At 71.3% G+C, this 14,987-nt stretch carries 15 protein-coding genes; 3 read left to right on the top strand and 12 right to left on the bottom strand.

The features are described from left to right. Window positions 1-58: 58 nt before the first annotated feature. The 5 genes from hpt to dacB form a co-directional block, all read right to left on the bottom strand. Complete coding sequence (gene hpt / locus KVA01_RS04790) at window positions 59-610, bottom strand: hypoxanthine phosphoribosyltransferase (protein WP_141269134.1); 552 nt, start codon at window positions 608-610, stop codon at window positions 59-61. After that, window positions 607-1,710: a tRNA lysidine(34) synthetase TilS gene (gene tilS / locus KVA01_RS04785; protein ID WP_233438761.1), complete on the bottom strand. Its 1,104-nt coding sequence runs from the start codon at window positions 1,708-1,710 to the stop codon at window positions 607-609. The genes hpt and tilS overlap by 4 nt, the downstream gene beginning before the upstream one ends. 36 nt (window positions 1,711-1,746) lie before the next feature. Next, window positions 1,747-2,160 (bottom strand): DNA-binding protein, encoded by a 414-nt coding sequence (locus KVA01_RS04780; RefSeq protein WP_231860712.1) that lies wholly within the window; start codon window positions 2,158-2,160, stop codon window positions 1,747-1,749. A gap of 97 nt (window positions 2,161-2,257) precedes the next feature. Next, window positions 2,258-3,355, bottom strand: a complete 1,098-nt coding sequence (locus KVA01_RS04775) for an Rv3626c family coenzyme F420 biosynthesis-associated protein (protein ID WP_068471093.1) — start codon at window positions 3,353-3,355, stop codon at window positions 2,258-2,260. Between the two features lie 170 nt (window positions 3,356-3,525). Further along, window positions 3,526-4,941: a D-alanyl-D-alanine carboxypeptidase/D-alanyl-D-alanine endopeptidase gene (gene dacB / locus KVA01_RS04770; protein ID WP_141269130.1), complete on the bottom strand. Its 1,416-nt coding sequence runs from the start codon at window positions 4,939-4,941 to the stop codon at window positions 3,526-3,528. 206 nt (window positions 4,942-5,147) lie between these two features. Between dacB and KVA01_RS04765 the strand changes: the two genes are divergently transcribed. Both KVA01_RS04765 and KVA01_RS04760 read left to right on the top strand, forming a co-directional pair. Beyond that, the gene (locus tag KVA01_RS04765) at window positions 5,148-5,663 is read left to right on the top strand and encodes an inorganic diphosphatase (RefSeq protein ID WP_068471088.1); all 516 of its coding nucleotides are present in this window, start codon (window positions 5,148-5,150) and stop codon (window positions 5,661-5,663) included. Between the two features lie 178 nt (window positions 5,664-5,841). Beyond that, window positions 5,842-6,621 (top strand): hypothetical protein, encoded by a 780-nt coding sequence (locus KVA01_RS04760; RefSeq protein ID WP_233438760.1) that lies wholly within the window; start codon window positions 5,842-5,844, stop codon window positions 6,619-6,621. Between the two features lie 67 nt (window positions 6,622-6,688). Here the strand turns inward: KVA01_RS04760 and KVA01_RS04755 are convergent, their stop codons facing one another. The 3 genes from KVA01_RS04755 to serS form a co-directional block, all read right to left on the bottom strand. Continuing rightward, the gene (locus tag KVA01_RS04755; protein ID WP_068471084.1) at window positions 6,689-7,318 is read right to left on the bottom strand and encodes a hypothetical protein; all 630 of its coding nucleotides are present in this window, start codon (window positions 7,316-7,318) and stop codon (window positions 6,689-6,691) included. A 64-nt stretch (window positions 7,319-7,382) separates the two neighbouring features. Next, window positions 7,383-8,297, bottom strand: a complete 915-nt coding sequence (locus KVA01_RS04750; RefSeq protein WP_141269128.1) for an HAD family hydrolase — start codon at window positions 8,295-8,297, stop codon at window positions 7,383-7,385. Between the two features lie 148 nt (window positions 8,298-8,445). Beyond that, window positions 8,446-9,750, bottom strand: a complete 1,305-nt coding sequence (serS, locus tag KVA01_RS04745; RefSeq protein ID WP_068471081.1) for a serine--tRNA ligase — start codon at window positions 9,748-9,750, stop codon at window positions 8,446-8,448. A 106-nt stretch (window positions 9,751-9,856) separates the two neighbouring features. Here serS and KVA01_RS04740 point away from each other — a divergent pair, with 106 nt between their 5' ends. After that, window positions 9,857-10,798: a diacylglycerol/lipid kinase family protein gene (locus tag KVA01_RS04740; RefSeq protein ID WP_233438759.1), complete on the top strand. Its 942-nt coding sequence runs from the start codon at window positions 9,857-9,859 to the stop codon at window positions 10,796-10,798. Between the two features lie 140 nt (window positions 10,799-10,938). Here KVA01_RS04740 and KVA01_RS04735 read toward each other — a convergent pair whose 3' ends face one another. The 4 genes from KVA01_RS04735 to KVA01_RS04720 form a co-directional block, all read right to left on the bottom strand. Further along, window positions 10,939-12,333, bottom strand: a complete 1,395-nt coding sequence (locus KVA01_RS04735) for a GntP family permease (RefSeq protein ID WP_141269126.1) — start codon at window positions 12,331-12,333, stop codon at window positions 10,939-10,941. A gap of 5 nt (window positions 12,334-12,338) precedes the next feature. After that, window positions 12,339-13,340: a prephenate dehydratase gene (pheA, locus tag KVA01_RS04730; RefSeq protein ID WP_068471079.1), complete on the bottom strand. Its 1,002-nt coding sequence runs from the start codon at window positions 13,338-13,340 to the stop codon at window positions 12,339-12,341. Next, entirely contained in the window at window positions 13,337-13,672 is a 336-nt protein-coding gene (locus KVA01_RS04725) for a rhodanese-like domain-containing protein (protein WP_068471077.1), read from the bottom strand. The genes pheA and KVA01_RS04725 overlap by 4 nt, the downstream gene beginning before the upstream one ends. A gap of 141 nt (window positions 13,673-13,813) precedes the next feature. Continuing rightward, complete coding sequence (locus KVA01_RS04720) at window positions 13,814-14,986, bottom strand: amino acid permease (RefSeq protein WP_231860710.1); 1,173 nt, start codon at window positions 14,984-14,986, stop codon at window positions 13,814-13,816. Between the last annotated feature and the right edge of the window lies 1 nt (window position 14,987).

Below are 14,987 nucleotides of genomic sequence, written 5' to 3'. Positions count from 1 at the left end.
GCGCGCGGCGTCGTCGTCAGTGGCGTCGTCGTCGTTTCCGAGCGGGACGCCGACGCGCTCACGAGTAGACGTGCGGCGCGAGCGTGGCGATGCAGTCCAGCGTGCGGTACTGCTCCGCGAAGTCCAGGCCGTAGCCCACCACGAACTCGTTGGGGATGTCCCAGCCCATGTAGCGGACGTCGATGCTCGTCTTCATGGCCTCGGGCTTGCGCAGCAGGGTGCAGATCTCCACGGAGTTCGGGCCGCGGGACTCCAGGTTGGTGCGCAGCCACGAGAGCGTGAGACCGGAGTCGATGATGTCCTCCACGATCAGCACGTCCTTGCCGTGCAGGTCCGTGTCCAGGTCCTTGAGGATGCGCACCACGCCGGAGGACTTGGTGCCGGAGCCGTAGGAGGACACCGCCATCCAGTCCATGGGGTACTGCCCCTCGAGCTCGCGCATGAGGTCCGCCATGACCATCACCGCACCCTTGAGCACGCCCACGAGCAGGACCTCACGGCCCTCGTAGTCGCGGTCGATCTGCTGCGCGAGGTCGTGGACCTTCTGCGCGATCTGCTCCTTGGTGAACAGGATGCTGCTGAGGTCGTCGCTGACGTGTTCCGGCTTCACTGGGCACTCCCCGGGTTGTTCTGGGTGGGCGTGGTCTCGTGGGTGACGGTCCTGGACCCGCCCCGCAACTCCAGGCACCCCCGCGCGTGTGCCGCGTCCGGGCGGTGCCGCCACGCAGCCACCTTACCCGCCATCTGGACGGGTCCGGCGGCGCCGTGGCCGAGCGCGAAGTCCTCGAGGGCGGTGAGGCGCTCGAAGCTCGAGGTCTCGCCGCCGGCCAGCACGCAGGCGCGCGCGAGCACGCGGCGTCGCAGGGCCGGCGGGGTGCCCTGCACGGCCGCGGAGTCCAGCACCACGGACGACGACGCCGCGGCCGCGGCACTGCGGGTCGGCCCGGGTTCTCCCGGGGTCACCAGGGCGGCGTGAAGCGCGAGCTCCGCCTGCTCGTCCAGGTAGTCGGCGTCCGCCCCGAGCACGGACGCGGTGCGGGCCAGGGCCTTGGCCACACCCGGTCCGAGCTGCGCGTCCAGGTAGGGCAGCACCTCGTGACGGATGCGCGAGCGCGTGAGGCTGGTGTCCCGGTTGGTGGGATCCCACCACGGGTCCAGGCCCTCCGCCGCGCAGACCGTCTCCGTCTCCGCGCGCGTGAGCCACAGGAAGGGGCGCAGGTACGTCACGCCATCCAGCACGTGGTGCTCGGACATCCCGGCGAGCGAGCGTGTGCCCGAACCCCGGGTGAGGCCGAGCAGCACGGTCTCCGCCTGGTCGTCGCGCGTGTGGCCCAGGAGGACGGCCGCCGCACCGGTGTCCTGCACGGCCCGGGCGAAGGCGCCGTAGCGGGCGAGCCGGGCCGCCATCTCGGGCCCGTGGCGCTCACGGGAGACGCTCACGCGCTCCACGAGCACGGGATCCGCACCCATCGCTCGCAGCGTGGCGGCGGTCTCCCGTGCGACGTCCGCCGAGCCCTCCTGGAGCTGGTGGTCCACGACCACCGCCCCCACGCGCAGCGTCCCCCGACGCTGCAGGTGCAGGGTGGCCGCGGCGAGCGCGAGCGAGTCCGCCCCGCCGCTGCACCCCACCAGGACGAGGGGCGGCTCCCCGGCCGTCCCCTCAAGAGTGGAGACGGTCCGGCCGACCGCGCGCCGCGCACGCGCGACCACGGGATGCAGCCGACCGGAGCGTCCGTGCTGCACGGCTCAGCCCTGTGCGGGCTTGGCGCGCTGGGCGGTCTCCTCCGCCATCGCCAGCACCTTGGAGAGCACGGGGGTGTTCTCCCCGAGCATCACCAGGGCACGTTCCAGTTCCCCCACCGGAACCACGGTGGCCAGCGCGGACACGGCATCCGTGTCCGTGGCGATCCCCGTGCGGATCTGGGAGGTGGACAGCACCGGTTGCGACGCCTCCACCCTTGTCAGGACGGCTTCCCGGTCCGAGGCGCCCGCGCTGTCCTCGAGCATGACCAGGCGTTCGTAGACCGCCGGATTTCCGATTTTGATGCGTCTGCCGCTGATGAGTTGGGAGAGCATGGGCGCCGACAGACCCAGGACCTGGGCGAGTCGACGCTGAGTAATACCGTAGGCCCCCACCACGGCGCCAAAACGCTCTGACAACGGCTGACCGTACAGCCGGATCTGTTGTTCTATGTTTTCAGAGCTCACGGGGGTCATCTTGACACACCCTTCTGGATGATTCCCCGTGAGGGTCCTCTCAGGCGAGCACGCGGTCCATCCAGGCCTGGGGGTCGTGGATCTCCGCCTCCGTGGGGAGCGTCTCGGGAGAGCTCCACACCGTGTTGAAACGGTCCATGCCCGCACGCTCCACGATGTGCTCCACGAACTTCTGGCCGTTGCTGTACTGGCGCATCTTGGCGTCCATGCCCAGCACGGAGCGGATGAAGCGGTCCACCACCCCGTGGTTCGCGGAGCGGTTGTCGAAGCGGCGCCGAATGGTCTTCACCGAGGGGACGATGCTCGCGTCCACGGCGTCCATCACGGCGTTCGCGTGGCCCTCCAGCAGGGACATCACCGCCGTGACGTGGGAGACGGTGCGCCGCTCGTCCGGGGTGAGCAGGTGGGTCATGGGTCCGAGCCCGGCATCCGGGCGGGTGCCCTCCGAGCGGCCCCTGACGGAGGCGGCCATGGCACGGATGCGGTCCCACGCGGAGGCGTCCAGCGCGCCGAGCCGTGTGATCTGGGACAGCATGTGGTCTCGCAGCCACGGGGCGGCGGCGAACTGCACACGGTGGGTCTGCTCGTGCAGGCACACCCACAGCCGGAAGTCCTCCGGCGCCACGTTGAGCTCCTTCTCCGCCCACAGCACGTTGGGCGCCACGAACATCAGGCGCCCGCCGGGGTGCGAGCGTGCCGCGGCCTCGGAGACGAGCCCCGCGTACGGGTCGTACTGGCCGAGCACCTTCGCGGAGAGGAAGCCCACGAGCGCGCCCATCTCCGCGGCGGTGGCCGTGGGGGCGATGCCGCGCAGGGCGGCGTCGAACTTCTCCGGGTCCTTGGCGCGCAGCCGGTCGAAGACGGGCTGCATGAGCACGGAGAACGTCTGGGTGTTCGCCTTCGCCCAGCCCGCGCGGTCCACCACGAGGATCGTGGAGTCGCGCAGGTTCTCCGCGGCGTCCAGGCGGGTGATGGTGTGCACGTGGTGCACGGACTCGTGCGCGAAGTAGCGCAGGGATTCCACGGCCTTGGAGATCTCGCGCGGTGCCGGCGTGGGCCCCGGCGGGGTCGTCTTGGCGGCGATCTGGGCGGCGGCGTCCCAGTCCACGAGCGAACGCTGCGTCAGTTCTCGACTCATGCGCTCACTCAACCACACGGCTCCGACCGGCACGGGTGCCGCACCTGGAAACTCTCCGCATGCCCGTGCGGGGCACTCGGCCCCTGCGCCCGCGGAACGCGCTCCGCCCGGTTCAGGGCACGGCCCGGGAGACGTCCGTCCCGCGGGTTCCCTGCCGGGCACGGTTCGTCTCAGGCGGAGCGGGCCAGTGCCGCAACCGTGCGGTCCACGCGGTCCTTGGCCTCCGCCGTGTGGCCCTTCACGCCGTTGAGAACCACCGAGTAGACGAGCACGTGCCCGTCCTCGCGCTGCACGTACCCGGTCAGGGCGATGACGTCCAGCAGAGTGCCGGTCTTGGCACGGGCGACGCCGCGGGCCGCTCCCTCCTCCGCGTCGTCGAAGCGCTCGGCGAGCGTGCCGGTGCCGCCGGCCACGGGCAGGCCGCGGCCGTAGGGCCCGAAGCGGGGCTCGGAGACGAGGGTCCGGACGGTCTGCGCGAGGGTCGTGGCGGTGACGCGGTCCCCCGCGGCCATGCCGCTCGCATCCAGGACGCGCAGCCCGGCGGCATCGATCCCGTGCTCCGCCAGCGTGGCCGGGAGCAGGTCCCGCACGCCGTCCACGCTCGCCTCCCGCCCGGAACGGGCCGCCGCGACGCGGGCCAGGGTCTCCGCCAGGGAGTTGTCCGAGTGCTCCAGCATGTAGGCGCTCTGCTCGTGGACGGGCGCGGACTCCACGCGGGCGAGCTCGGCCGCTCCCTCGGGAGCCCGCGAGGCCGCCCGCACGGTGACCTCGGCGCCGTCGAGCGCGGTGCCCAGCCGCTGGGCGAACTCCGCGACCACAGCACCGGCGGGGTCCTTCGGGCGGCGGCCCGAGCCACCGGGATCGCTGCCGTCCGCGGCGGGCACGCGGTGCGAGTACAGGGCGATGGGAGCCACCCGGGTGATCTCCCCGCTCTCGAGGTCCTCCGGATCCCAGGCCGGGTTCGTGTCCGCGCCGGTGAACAGGCTCGTGTCCACGGCCACGCTCACCGGCCCGGGCACGGCCTGTGGTGAGCGCTCGCGCAGGGCCCGGGCGGTGCGCTGCGCGAGGGTCCCCAGACCGGCGTGGCCGTCGACCGCCTCCGGGTCCCCCTCCCCCCGTGCGAGCAGGGTGTCCCCTCCTGCCACGAGCGTCAGTTCCCCGCTGCCCTCTCCCGCGACCACGCGGGTGGCGAGGCGCTCGTACGGGTCCACGTGCTCGGCGATGCTCAGCGCGCTCAGCAGCTTCTGGTTGGAGGCCGGGGCCATGGGCCGCTCGGCGGACTCCCCGGCGAGCACGAAGTCCGAGCCCACCTCCGTGACGGCCGCCGCGGCGGTGCCCGGAGCGCCGTCGAGCCCGGAGTGCAGGGCACCGGCCACGGCCTCCGCAGCCACTGCCCCTGACGACGACGCTGCGGCAGCGGGCGTCTCCTCCGACACGCTGCTCCGCGGGGCCGCCAGGGCGGGGCCGACCTCCGCCACGATGCCGGGAACCACCAGCGCCAGGGCGATCCCAAGGGCCAGCGCCAGCACGGCGCAGACCAGCGGCCAGCCCGGGCGGCGCGGTGAGGAGGAGGTGGACGGGGACATGGTTCCATCCTGGTGAACCGGTCCGACATGCACAACGCGCGCACCGGGGAGCGCGGCACCGGGGCCGTGCGGTGAGGCACCGGGACGGACGCGGCCGGTATCGTGGGGGCATCTGCTCGGACGCGCGCCGTCGGGCGACGCCGCGTGCGCCGCCCCGGGGGCAGCCTCAGCACGGCGCGCACCCCTACGAACCAAGGAGTTTCACCATGGAGCTGGACGTCACCATCGAGATCCCGCGCGGCTCTCGCGTCAAGTACGAGATCGACCACGAGACCGGCCGGATCCGCCTGGACCGCGTGCTCTTCACCTCCATGCAGTACCCCACCCACTACGGCTACTTCGAGGACACGCTGGGCGAGGACGGCGATCCCCTGGACGCCATGGTGATCCTGGACGTGGACATCATGCCCGGCGTGATCGTGGAGGCGCGGCCCATCGCCGTCTTCAACATGACCGACGAGGCCGGCGGGGACGCCAAGGTGCTGTGCGTGTCCACGGACAAGCGCTACGACCACCTCCAGGGCCTCGAGGACGTCAACGAGTTCCTGCAGAAGGAGATCCAGCACTTCTTCGAGCGCTACAAGGACCTCGAGCCCAACAAGTGGGTCAAGGGCGAGGGCTGGGAGCGCAAGGAGACCGCCGAGCGCCTGATCGTCGAGGCGCAGGAGCGCTTCCGCCAGTCCCAGTACGACTCCGCCGCGGAGGCCGAGCAGGACGACTGAGTCCCTCCCGCCGCAGCCACGAGATCCCCGCCCCCGGAGCGCACGCCCCGGCGGCGGGGATCCGTCGTCCGGGACGGTCTCTTATGCCTGTCACCGGGACGTGATGGGATTGGCCCCAGCCCGCAGAACGGGCGGTGAAACCGTCACCGCCCACCCGTTCGCCCCGGAGGTGGTGCCCGTGTTCGACGCGCAGTCCAGCGACGCGCAGCGCGTGTACGTCTTCCACGGCACGGACTCCACCCAGGTGCTCGGCCCCGGGCCCCTGATGGCACGGGTGCGCGCACTGCTCACCGCGGCCGGGACCTCACCGGCACCCGAACCGCCCCTGCACCCGGACATCGCTCCCCGGCCATTCACGTCGGAATCCCTCCAGGACCCGCGCGCGGACCGCGTGGAGAGCTGGGAGCGTCAGCGCAGCACCGTTTCGGAGGTCTCCGTGGAGGCCGGGGCGCAACTGTTCTGGGACCGCGTGAACGCAGGGAGCTGGGCCACGTGGCGTGAGCAGTGGCCGGATTCCCCGGACGGCACGCTCTACCCGCCCAGCGCGCCGGACTGGCTCGTGAGCGCACCGCGCTGGGAGCTGGACCCGCTCGCGCCCGCGCTCGGCCCGGCGGCCTCCGGCGGCTGGGTCCGCAGCCCCTCGCAGGCGTGGGGCGAGCCGAAACCCCTGGCCGCCCCGGCACGGGCCGCACGCTCGGACGGCTCACCGCGGCACGCGATCGGCCTGTTCCAGCTCACCGACCTCGAGTCCTTCTGGGTCTTCGCCCCGGAGGAGGACGTTGCGGACCTCGTGGCACGCTGCGAAGCCCTGGCCGAGGACCACCCCGCCTTCTCGTGGCTCACCGGCTACTTCGACGCCCGGGACGTCGCCGGTTCCCTGCGGCTGCCCGTGGAGTGCCTGCCCCTGCTGGAGGTGGACCTCACGGCCGCCGGTTTCCCCGTGGACACGTGGTGGTGAGGCACCCTCGGACCGATCGTTCTCAGGTCGAGCGCCCTCGGGCCGGGCAGTCTCAGGTGGAGCGCTCTCAGGCCGGGAGGGCGCTGCTCTCACACAGCCGCAGCAGGGTGGCCGCGGCAGGCCGGGCCCGCCACTCCTCGTGCCACAGGGAACGCACCACGGCCTTGGACACGGCCTGCGGCGTGATGCCCAGCTGCTGCGCCACGGTCTTCTGCTGACCCCTGGCCCCGGGGACCATGAGGTCCACCACGCGCCACTCGGCCTCGCTGCGCACGCTCACGATGTGCCCCACCAGCCGCAGCACCGCTTCCGCCTGCGCAGCGGCCTCCGGGTCCGCGGCGCTGACGCGCACGGCCACGCGCTCGGAGCTGCGGGTGTGCTGGGCGGCGTCGTGCCCGAAACCCATGCCCGGCCCCTCGGCCGTGACGGCCACCCGGCCGTCCTCCTGGTCCACGCGGGTGAGGAACACGTCCCCCACCCCGATCCCCACGGCGTAGCGGTCGTTGCGCAGCGCGGTCATGGTTGCGGTCACCGCGGCGTCGGCGTCCTCGGTGAGCCCGCGCACCAGTCCGGCACCCGCGGGCTGGAAGGGAGCGCGCACGGGGAGGCCGCTCAACTGCCGACACACCTCGCGGTCCGTGGCGGGATCCGGGCGGGATGCGTCCGCCACGCGCTGGGTCAGGGTCAGGACGAACACGGTCCCAGTATCGCAGTTCGATGTGATTTCACGGGCCGTGTCCCGCGAGGGGTCCCCGCGCGGTTCAGAGCAGGGTGCGCAGAATCGCCGCCGCGCCGTCCTCGTAGACGCCGGCCGTGACCTCGTCCGCAACGTCCGCGACCTCGTCCGGTGCCTGCCCCATGGCCACGCCGCGCGCGGCCCACTGCAGCATCTCGACGTCGTTGCGCCCGTCCCCCATGGCAATCGTGTGCGCGGGGTCCACGCCCAAGTGGCGGCGGATCTGCTCCAGCGCGCTGGCCTTGGAGACGCCGTTCGCGGCCACGTCCAGCCACGAGGACCAGCCCACCGAGTAGGCCACGCCGTGCAGACCGGCCTGGTCGATGGCGTCCGCGAAGTCCTCGGGAGCGTCCGTGGCGCTGTAGACCACCAGGCGCACGGCCGGGATCTCCGCGAGCTCGTGCAGGTCCACCCCCACGGCCTCGATGCCGAAGGAGGCGTCCTGGAAGCGCTCGGTCGAGTAGAAGCGGCCGTCCGCGCCCTCCAGGGCGAACTTGGCGGCGGGCAGGGTCGAGGACAGCGCGTCGAGCGCGTGCGCCGGATCGAAGCTCACGCGGTCCGTGACATCGTAGTGCTCCGGCAGCTCGGGGTCCAGGCGCAGGGTCACGCCACCGTTGGAGCACACGGCGAACCCGGAGTCGATGTGGCCCTGGCGGATCACGGGCAGGGTCGCGCCCATGGAACGGCCGGTGGAGATCACCACGTGGTGCCCTGCAGCCACCACGGCGCGCAGGGCGTCCTTCACGCCGCGGGACATCCGGCCGTCGTGGTCCACGAGGGTGCCGTCCACGTCCAGGGCGACGAGGTAGCGCGCCCCTGGCTCCAGCGTCCAGCCGCTCGTGCGCGGGGTCTGGAGCGCCAGGGGTGCCATGGCGGCCGCGGCATTCTGCGCACGGTCATCGGTCTGCCGGTCGTCGGTGCCGGTGGGGGTCTCTGTCATGAGAGTCATGGTGTCATACGAGCACGGCCAGGTGATCGGCTGCGGACCGGGCGGTGAAGTGCAGGTGAAGACCCGCAGGGAACGACGACGCCGCCCACGCACCGTGCGAGCCCACGGCGGGCGGGCGGCGTCGGCCGGGGAAAAAGCGTCAGACGACGGGGCGCAGGACTTCCTGGCCGCGCAGGTACGGCCGCAGGATCTCGGGGACGGTCACGGAGCCGTCCGCCTGCTGGTGGGTCTCGAGCAGCGCGACGAGCCAGCGGGTCGTGGCGAGCGTGCCGTTGAGGGTGGCCACGGCGCGCGTGCCGCCCTTCCTGACCTTGCCGTTGGCGTCCGTGGTCTCGGGCAGCCGCTCGCGGATGTTGAGACGGCGCGCCTGGTAGGTGGTGCAGTTGGAGGTGGAGGTCAGCTCGCGGTACTTGCCCTGGGTGGGGATCCACGCCTCGCAGTCGAACTTGCGGGCGGCAGAGGTGCCGAGGTCCCCGGCGGCGGTGTCGATCACCCGGTAGCTCAGGCCGCACGCCTGGAGCATCTGCTCCTCCCACGCGAGCAGCCGCTCGTGCTCCGCGGCGGCGTCCTCCGGGTGGCAGTACACGAACATCTCCAGTTTGTTGAACTGGTGCACGCGGATGATGCCGCGGGTGTCCTTGCCCGCGGAACCGGCCTCGCGGCGGTAGCACGAGGACCACCCGGCGTAGCGCAGCGGACCGTCCGAGAGGTCCAGGATCTCGTCCGCGTGGTAGCCCGCCAGCGCCACCTCGGACGTGCCCACCAGGTAGAGCTCGTCCTTGGCCACACGGTAGATCTCGTCGTCGTGCTCCACGTCGAAGCCCGTGCCGTTCATGATCGCCGGGCGCACCAGGTTGGGCGTGGTCATGGGAATGAAGCCGTTGTCCAGGGCGAGGTCCTGCGCCGCCATGAGCAGCGCGGTCTCCAGCCGGGCGACGTCCCGCTTGAGGAAGTAGAAGCGGGAGCCGGAGACCTTGGCGCCGCGCTCCATGTCGATGCCGTCCAGCAGCTCGCCGAGCTCCAGGTGGTCGCGGGGCTCGAAGCCCTCCGCGGCGAAGTCCCGGGGGGTGCCCTCGGTGCGCAGCAGCACGAAATCGTCCTCGCCGCCGGCGGGGATGCCGTCCACGATCAGGTTGGGGAACTGGGCGACGAGCTGCTGCTGCACGGTCTGTGCGTCGTCCGCCGCGGCCTGGGCCGTCTTGACGTCCGCCGCGAGCTGCTTGACCTGCGCGAGCAGCTGCTGCTTCTCCTCGCCCTGCGCCTTGGCGACCTTCTTGCCGAACGCGTTCTGCTCCGCGCGCAGGGACTCGAAGTCCGTGATTGCGCTGCGGCGCCGGGAGTCCGCCTCCAGGATGCGGTCCACGAGCCCGGCGTCCGCCCCGCGGGCGGTCTGGGAGGCTCGGTAGGTGTCGGGGTCGGCGCGCAGTTCGTTGATGTCGATCACCCGTCCAGGGTATCCAACCGGGCGGTGTCCCGGGGAACGGGGAGGCCGGACCCGTAGACTTGCCGCTGTCGACAACCAGCGTGAACCGATCCCCGGAAGGGACTCAGTGCCGGACAACAAGTGGCAGCCCCAGCGAGTGGCCATGGTGGTCAACCCGATCAAGGCCCAGGCGGGAGTGGCCCGGGATGCGCTGATCGTGGCGTGCCGCAAGGCCGGCTGGGCAGACCCGGTGATCTACGAGACTGAGATCGACGACCCCGGATTCTCCATGGCGCGGCGCGCTGTGGAGTCCGGTGCCGACGTCGTGCTGGCCGCGGGCGGGGACGGCACCATTCGCGCGGTGGGCGAGTCTCTGGTGGGCGGGGAGATTCCCCTGGGTCTCGTGCCGCTCGGCACCGGCAACCTGCTGGCCCGGAACCTGCACGCGGACCTTACGGACCCGCACCACTCCGTGGACGTGGCGCTGTTCGGCTCGCAGAAGGCGATCGACTCCATCACCATGCACCTGGAGACCGAGGACGGGCGCACGGAGGACCACCGCTACCTGGTCATGGGCGGCGCGGGCTTCGACGCCCAGATCATAGCGGACACCAAGGATGACCTCAAGAACCTCGTGGGGTGGGCCGCCTACGGCGAGGCCGGGATGCGCCATCTGTTCAGCCACCCACGGTGGGCGCGCTTCAGCGTGGACGGCGGCCCGTGGGAGTCCCGCCTGGTGCGTTCCGTCATGGTGTGCAACTGCGGCGAGCTCACCGCCGGGCTGATCCTGGTGCCGAAGGCCAAGCTGGACGACGGCTACCTGGACCTCGTGGTGATGTCCCCGCGCTCGGTCCTTGGCTGGCTGGGAATGGTGGCCAAGGTGGCCTTCCGCCACCGCCACGACCTGCCGGTGATCGACTTCTACAGCGGCAAGTCCGTGCGCGTGGAGTTCCACGAGCCCATCGAGTGCGAGGTGGACGGGGACCTGCTCGGCAGCATCACCGCCCTGGAGTCCATCGTGGACCACCGCTCCCTGCGAGTCCGCGTGCCACCCTCCCAGGCAGACTGACCCAGCCCGGCTGACAGGAGGGCCCGGTTCTCCTGGGAGAGCCGGGTCCTCCTGTCAGGGGCTCGCGGGCACCGCCCGGGGACCGCGGCCGGAACGGGACGCGACGACGCGGCCGTCGTCACCCCCGCCGGGGGGCAAGGTCAGAAGGCCCCGGCCACCGCGAACAGCAGGGCCGCGAGCGCGAAGCCGAGCACGCCGATGATGGTCTCGAGCACCGTCCAGGTCTTGAACGTGGTGCGCACGTCCATCTCCAGGAAGCGGCCCACGAGCCAGAACCCGGAGTCGTTGACGTGGGAGAGCATCACGGAGCCGGCTGCCACGGCCACGACCATGGCGGCGAGCTGGATGCCGTTGAAGTCGCCGGCGAGCACCGCCGGGGAGACCAGGCCGGCCGCGGTGGTCAGTGCGACGGTCGCCGAGCCCTGGGCCACGCGCATCACGGCGGCGATCAGGAAGCCGGCCAGGATCACGGGGATGCCGAGGTCCGAGAGCACGTCCTCGAGGGCGGCACCGATCCCGGAGGTGCGCAGCACGCCACCGAACATCCCGCCGGCGCCGGTGATGAGGATGACCGAGCACACGGGACCCAGTGCGGAGTCGAACGTCTTCTCGATCGCGGTGCCGCTGAGCCCACGGGCCCGGCCGATGCACAGCGCGGCCACGATCAGTGTGATGGCCAGCGCGACGGGGGTCTCGCCGAGGGAGCGCAGCAGCTGGAACCATGTCTGGGATGCGGTCTCCTGGGACACCGCCCCGGATTTCGCGAGGGTTCCCAGACCGGTGTTGAGGAAGATCAGCACCATGGGCAGCAGCAGCATGGCCACCACGGTGCCCACCTTCGGCGGGTTCCGCACGTCCTCGGCCTCACCCAAAATCGTGGGCACGGGCAGGGAGATCCGGCGTCCGACCACCTTGCCGAAAAGGTAGGAGGACACGTACCACGCGGGGATCGCACAGATCAGGCCCACCAGGATGATGTAGCCCACGTTGGCCTCGAAGAACGTGGCCGCGGTGACGGGCCCCGGGTGCGGTGGCAGGAACACGTGCATCACGGAGAACGCGCCCACGGCGGGCAGCGCGTAGGTCAGCACGCTGCCTCCCAGGCGGCGGGCCACCGAGAAGACCACGGGAAGCATGACCACCAGGCCTGCGTCGAAGAAGATCGGGAAGCCGAACAGCAGGGAGGCCACGCCGAGCGCGAGCGGTGCGCGCTTCTCGCCGAAGGCCCGGATCAGCCGGTCCGCGAGCACCTGCGCGCCGCCGGAGGTTTCCAGCAGGCGCCCGAGCATCGCGCCGAGGCCCACGAGCAGCGCAACGCTCGCGAGCGTCTTGCCGAAGCCGTCAAGCATCACGGGGACCACCTGGTCCGTGGGGATCCCGGTGGCGAAGGCCGTGAGGGCCGAGATGATGATCAGTGCCAGGAACGCGTGCACGCGCAGCTTGATGATGAGCACCAGCAGCACGGCAATGGCCGCCGCTGCGATGAGCAGGAGGGGGCCTGCGGTGAGCGTCTGGCTCCAGCCCTCGATGTCCATGGACGTCACTGTCCTTTCAGGTTGTCGACCCACGAGCGGGCTTGGATGAACGCGGCGTCACTGTGGTGCTTCGCCACGCGGACCTCGCGCCTGTCCGCGCGGGGGTAGGAGCCGAGGAAACGGGTGCGGGGACAGATCCGGCGCACGCCCATGAGGGCGTCTGCGACGCGGTCGTCCTGGATGTGGCCGTCGATGTCCACAGAGAAGAAGTAGTCGCCCAGGTGGGTCTTGGTGGGGCGGGACTCGATACGGGTGAGGTTCACGCCGCGGGTGGCGAACTGCTCGAGGATCTCCAGCAGCGCCCCGGGGCGGTCCTCCCACAGGGGGACCACGAGCGAGCTCTTGTCCGCGCCGGTGGGGGCGGGCATGGTGGCGTCCGGGCGGGCCACGAGCACGAAGCGGGTCACGGCCTTCTCGTTGTCGCTGATGTCCTCCGCGAGCACCTGCAGCTCCGGGTGCCGCTGCACGACCACCGGCGAGCACACCCCGGCGTCGTATCCCAGGCCCTGGGTGCTGACCCCGCCGCGGCCGTCGAGCATGGCCACCGCGGAGGCCGCCGTGGACGGCGCCGGGACGTACGTGACGCCTGGCAGGTTCGTCTCGGCCCAGCCACGGATCTGCGCCCACGCGTGCGTGTGGGTCGAGACGGTGCGGACGTCTTGCAGCCTCACGCCGTCCGGTGCCACGAGCACGAAGCGGATGGGCACGAGGATCTCCTGCAAGATCCGCAGCTCGGCGCCGAAGGAGACGTCGTCGAGGGTGGCGCTCACCCCGCCCTCCACCGAGTTCTCGAGGGGCACGACGGCGGCGTCCACCGTCTCCTCGCGCACTGCGGCGAGTGCGGCCGGCACCGAGTTCATGGGGATGCACTCGGCGTCCGGCGCCCCCGGAACCTGCATCAGTGCGGCTTCGGTGAAGGTGCCCTCAGGACCGAGGAACGCGTAGCGACGGGCGCGTGGCCCCGGGTCCGAGGGACCCGGGGCCACACCGGAGACCGCCGCGTTCACAGAACGCGCGCCGTTTCCCCGGTCTCGGACACGATGGGTCTGCCTGCGTCCGCCCACGCACCCATGCCGCCCAGCACGTTCACGGGGTCGTAGCCGTACTGCGCGAGGTACGCCGTGGCGCGCAGTGACCGACCGCCGGAGCGGCAGATCACGTAGACGTCCACGTCCAGCGGCACCTCGTCGGTACGCTCGGCGAGCTGCGAGAGCGGCAGGTGCTGGGCGCCCTCGATGTGCCCGGCATCCCACTCGTCCTGCTCGCGCACGTCCAGCACGGGTGCGCCCGCGGGGATCTCGTCCACGCTCGCGGACGGCAGGTTGTTGATGTTGTCCATGTGCTCCTCCAGCCTCGGTCCCGCCGCTTTTCGCGGCGCCCCGGATTTACCAGTGCTCCACCCTAGCGGCAGGGCAACCGATTCCGGCGGGTCCGGGGGCCGTGGCGCGGCTCACGTCCACGGTCCGGGGGACGACGGTGCTCAGCGCGTGCCGGGGCCCCGCCCCTCGCCCTCGGCGGCACCGTTCCCCACGGCGTCGTGGTGCCCTGCCTCGTCGTCGTGCTCCTCGTTCGAGGGTGTGAGGTCAGGCAGGCCGTTGCGGCGCACGTGGCGTCGGGAGATCTCGTAGCCGATGTTCGTGGCCACCAGGATCAGCACACCGGCCAGGAGGCTGTAGTACCAGTGGGGGTTGCTGAAGTCGAACATGATGTAGAGGGAGAGCACCGTGAGGAACACCAGGCACACGTAGTTGGTCACGGGCGCACCGGGCATCTTGAAGTGAACGGGCGCGACCTGCCCGCGGGCGACCTGGCGCCGGTAGCCCAGGTGGGAGACGAAGATGGAGATCCAACCGAAGAGCACGAAGATTGAGCAGGCGCTGAGCACCACGGAGTTGATGGCCTTGGGCATGGACTTCTCCGGGTCCTTGGCCTCGCCCGCGGACACGCCCACGATCTCGATCGCGGAGAAGGAGAAGACCACGCCGGTCATCACGACCACCAGCACGAGCACTCCCCGTGTGGCGAAGCCGCCGCTCCACAGGTTGGTGACCGACGCCGCGGTGGGGGCGTGGAAGATGTCACCGGCGACCACCAGGATGAGGCCCGCCGCCAGGAAAAGCAGGATCGCGAGCACCTTGACCATGGCCGCCCACGTCTCGATGAACCCGTAGAGCTTCACGCTGAGCAGGTTGCAGCCCACGATCGTCATCGCCGCGACCAGGGACGGGATCCATCCCGGGATCTCTGGCCACCAGAACTGCACGTACACCGCGAGCGCGGCGATCTCGCCCACCCCGGCCACGGCGGAAAGCGCTACATAGATCCACCCCGTCATGAACGCGAAGCGGTCGCCCACGAACTCGCGCGCGTAGGAGACCCACGCGCCCGTGGTGGGGCGGTGGATCACGAGCTCCCCCAGGGCGCGCATGAGCAGGTACACCACGGCGGAGACCACAAGGTAGGAGACGACCAGCGCGGGGCCCGCCGCCGCGAGGCGCCCGCCGATGCCCAGGAACAGGCCCACGCCGATGGCACCACCGATGCCGATCATCTGGATCTGGAAGTGGCCCAGGGACTTCTTGTACCCCTGGTCCCCCCTCTCGTGGAAAACGGGCATGGGGCCGGTGGCCGGGGCCTGTGGATCGAAGGGCATG

This window comes from Kocuria varians (assembly GCF_006539885.1).
Taxonomy (GTDB): Bacteria; Actinomycetota; Actinomycetes; order Actinomycetales; family Micrococcaceae; genus Kocuria; species Kocuria varians.
The sequence above is the reverse complement of the archived record's forward strand: the minus strand, read 5'-3'. Positions and strand labels throughout refer to the sequence as shown.

What these genes read in the sequence shown, in the direction of transcription:
- dacB (WP_141269130.1), bottom strand. Translation starts at nt 4,941, where the DNA reads ATGTCCCCGTCCACCTCCTCCTCACCGCGCCGCCCGGGCTGGCCGCTG.
- KVA01_RS04725 (WP_068471077.1), bottom strand. Translation starts at nt 13,672, where the DNA reads ATGGACAACATCAACAACCTGCCGTCCGCGAGCGTGGACGAGATCCCC.
- KVA01_RS04750 (WP_141269128.1), bottom strand. Translation starts at nt 8,297, where the DNA reads ATGACAGAGACCCCCACCGGCACCGACGACCGGCAGACCGATGACCGT.
- KVA01_RS04735 (WP_141269126.1), bottom strand. Translation starts at nt 12,333, where the DNA reads ATGGACATCGAGGGCTGGAGCCAGACGCTCACCGCAGGCCCCCTCCTG.
- KVA01_RS04720 (WP_231860710.1), bottom strand. Translation starts at nt 14,986, where the DNA reads ATGCCCTTCGATCCACAGGCCCCGGCCACCGGCCCCATGCCCGTTTTC.
- KVA01_RS04775 (WP_068471093.1), bottom strand. Translation starts at nt 3,355, where the DNA reads ATGAGTCGAGAACTGACGCAGCGTTCGCTCGTGGACTGGGACGCCGCC.
- KVA01_RS04765 (WP_068471088.1), top strand. Translation starts at nt 5,148, where the DNA reads ATGGAGCTGGACGTCACCATCGAGATCCCGCGCGGCTCTCGCGTCAAG.